The following is a 901-nucleotide window of genomic DNA, read 5'->3' as shown; positions in this document are numbered from 1 at the left end:
TATTTCAACTCCCCACCGAAGTGGTTCGTTTCACTCACTCGTTGTTCAGTTTTCAAAGATCAACTTCTTCGTCACCAGCGAATCTCGTTCGCATCAGCAACTCTTATAATATATCATGTTTGTTTCGATAATGCAAGAGGTTTTTTTAGAAAGTTTTTAATGTCCATTCATCACTCTCGGCTGACCTCTGTTCCAGCGCAACCTTGCGTTTCGCGACTGGATTTATAATGTATCATATTTTTCGATTCGAAGGCAATACATAATTTTTTCCAAATAATATTTCTTTTATATTGCCTGCTAACGATGAAGAGATTTATAGACTATACATCATACAGCAAACAAAAAGAGACCGAAAATCGGCCCCCTCTTGTTCAACTATAGTCACAACATAATGATTTAACCCCTGATCCAAGGATTGTCGCGCTTGGTTTTAGCAGAAGATTGCGGCTTGCGCGATTTCTTGGCTGCCGGTCCTGTTTTGGCTTGCTGACGATGGACTTTGGCTTTCGACTTGTTACTTTCTTCAATGGCGGCCTCTCCGGATATGGATGGCCCCGTACCGTTTTCAAATTCACTGCTAACCGTCACATTGCTTTGCTTTGTTTCGAAAGGAGCTGCAGCATTGAATTCGGAATCGATCGGCTGATCATTTTGCCGATCATTCCAGTTCGGTTCATATGGATTTACAAATGAAGGATAGGCTCCATGTGTTCCCATAGGTGCAGACGGAGAGCCGTATGCCCAAGAATTGTAGTTCATCCCCCCCTGCCACGGCTGATACGGTGCCCCCATGTCAGGCGCGTACGGACGATGTCCATGTTGTGGGTACCCGAAATGCGGCATGTGATGGTGCGCCCCTATTTCTCCCCCATGGCATCCGCAAGGAGACGGAACATAACCA

At 45.2% G+C, this 901-nt stretch carries 1 pseudogene; it reads right to left on the bottom strand.

The annotated features are described in order from the left end of the window. Window positions 1–396: 396 nt before the first annotated feature. A pseudogene (locus HMPREF9412_RS31050) lies at window positions 397–901 on the bottom strand (LysM peptidoglycan-binding domain-containing protein); the annotation flags it as partial.

Source organism: Paenibacillus sp. HGF5 (genome assembly GCF_000204455.1).
Taxonomy (GTDB): domain Bacteria; phylum Bacillota; class Bacilli; order Paenibacillales; family Paenibacillaceae; genus Paenibacillus_AQ; species Paenibacillus_AQ lautus_A.
Note: the sequence above shows the minus strand (reverse complement) of the source record. Positions and strands in the feature narration are given on the sequence as shown.